Annotated in this window: 1 protein-coding gene; it reads right to left on the reverse strand. The window is 44.5% G+C overall.

What is annotated here, in order from left to right; genetic code table 11:
* The coding region (ltrA, locus tag H5186_RS22420; protein ID WP_259400404.1) for a group II intron reverse transcriptase/maturase at window positions 1-1209 on the reverse strand (1209 nt) is incomplete at its 3' end.
* Between the last annotated feature and the right edge of the window lie 395 nt (window positions 1210-1604).

The following is a 1604-nucleotide window of genomic DNA, read 5'->3' on the forward strand; positions in this document are numbered from 1 at the left end:
TAGTCTCTCACTGACCCCCAATTTCATTAAACTGCGTACTTTGGTGCGAGGTTTACGCCACTGTCGCCAGTAGCACATTCTTATCCTACGGCGGATCCAATGATCTAAATCCACTGTTAGCTGATAGGCGTTGGCTATTAGGTAGTAGTGTCCCCAGCCGCGTAAATACTGTGTGAGTTTATGAATTTGTAGGGTCATTGAGATCCCCCAGTTGCGGTTAGTGAGTTCCCTGACATTTGCTTTGAATTTCTTTAGCGCCTGTTCGTGGATCTGCACTTGACCGTAACGGAATGTGAACCCGAGAAATTTCGAGCCTGATACAGGACCTACCCGACTTTTCGATTCGTTCACTTTGAGCTTTAATCGCTTAGTGATAAACGCAGTAATTTCCTGTTGGATTATTAGTCCTTCGCTTTTGGTTTTTACTAAAATGATTATGTCATCAGCGTAACGTGCAAACTTAAGGTGTTTGTAGGTTAGCTTCTTATCTAATTCATCGAGTAAAATGTTGGAAAGTAAAGGGGATAATGGCCCACCTTGGGGGACTCCTTTGGTTGACTCAAACCATAGACCTGTTTCGCGCTCTGCGATCCCCGCTCGTAAGTATTTACCGAGTAGGCGCATGAGTGCTTTGTCTTTGATTTTACGGCCAACACGATTCATCAGCATGTCATGGTCTACTTCATCAAAGAACTTAGACAAGTCGATATCAACCGCTGTTTTATAACCTTGTTTAACACAAGACTGAACATGGTTCACTGCTTGACTGGCTCTTTTATGAGGGCGATAACCATAACTATGTGGTGAAAATTTAGGCTCAAAGTAAGGGCTGATCACTTGAGCAATGGCTTGTTGGATCACTCTGTCGATAACAGCAGGGATCCCAAGCATTCGCTCACCGCCATCAGGTTTGGGTATCATCACGCGTTTGACTGGCAAGGGTTGATAAGTGCCGTTAAGTAATTGTTGTTTAATACCCAGCCAATGTAACTTAGCGAAGTCATTAAATTCCTCAATACTCATATTATCAATACCCGCAGCCCCTTTATTGCGCTTAACATGTTGCCATGATGCGCTAATATTGTGGTTGCTTAGTACCCTTGCCATAAGGTCATGATCTGTTTGGTTATATTCATTCGAGGTATTATTCACAGTCGAACGCTGTTCATCACTATCACAACACGGTGATCTATGTGAATTCAAGTTCATTTGTAGTTTCTCCTCTGGTTAAGATGTTCAGGCCTTCACCGTGTCCCCTCCATTACGATGGGCGTTTGGCTACTATGCCGTCTGCTGACTTCTGACGAATCACTCTAGCGATTACTCGATAAAGCGCGTCTAAACTAACGCTTGTTTACTGCTATTTCGCTCGCTATAGGTCGCAGCAACCAGAGCGCCAAGGGTTGAACAACCAGTCCCTAACTGGTAATCTCCAAGCGTTAGCGCGGATGCGTGTTTATCAGATCTCCCCGAATAAGGTGCATCGACTTTCTCTGCACAACTGCATCATTTACGGTGGCCGTTAGATCACATGACTTCGCTATCTTGTGCTAGCTCGTCTCCAGCCTACGCCTCATATGATGTTTTTGTTCATCAGCTCACAG

This window comes from Pseudoalteromonas sp. SG41-2, assembly GCF_014164535.1.
In the GTDB taxonomy this organism is placed as follows: Bacteria; Pseudomonadota; Gammaproteobacteria; order Enterobacterales; family Alteromonadaceae; genus Pseudoalteromonas; species Pseudoalteromonas rhizosphaerae.